Here is a 245-nt window from a genome sequence, read left to right as displayed (position 1 = left end):
CAGCAGTATTTCGACGCCGTGACCGCCTCGGGGGCCACCGCCGTGCTGCTGCCACCGCAGCCCCGACCCGAACAGGCCGCCGCCGCGGTGCTCGACGGCCTCGACGGGCTGATCCTCACCGGGGGCCTCGACGTGCAGCCCGAGCTGTACGGCGCCGAGCGCCACCCGCTCACCGACCCGCCGCGCGCCGACCGCGACGCGTGGGAGCTCGCGCTCCTCGCCGGGGCGCGGGAGCGCGGCATCCC

1 protein-coding gene is annotated in these 245 nt (G+C 78.0%); it reads left to right on the top strand.

The window, feature by feature from the left end:
* Window positions 1-245 (top strand): gamma-glutamyl-gamma-aminobutyrate hydrolase family protein (locus VJI77_RS07690; RefSeq protein ID WP_323989011.1); only part of this gene is annotated, 245 nt, incomplete at both ends.

Origin of the sequence: Parvimonas sp. D2 (assembly GCF_035282635.1) — a bacterium.
Classification (GTDB): Bacteria; Bacillota; Clostridia; order Tissierellales; family Peptoniphilaceae; genus Parvimonas.
Note: the sequence above shows the minus strand (reverse complement) of the source record. Positions and strands in the feature narration are given on the sequence as shown.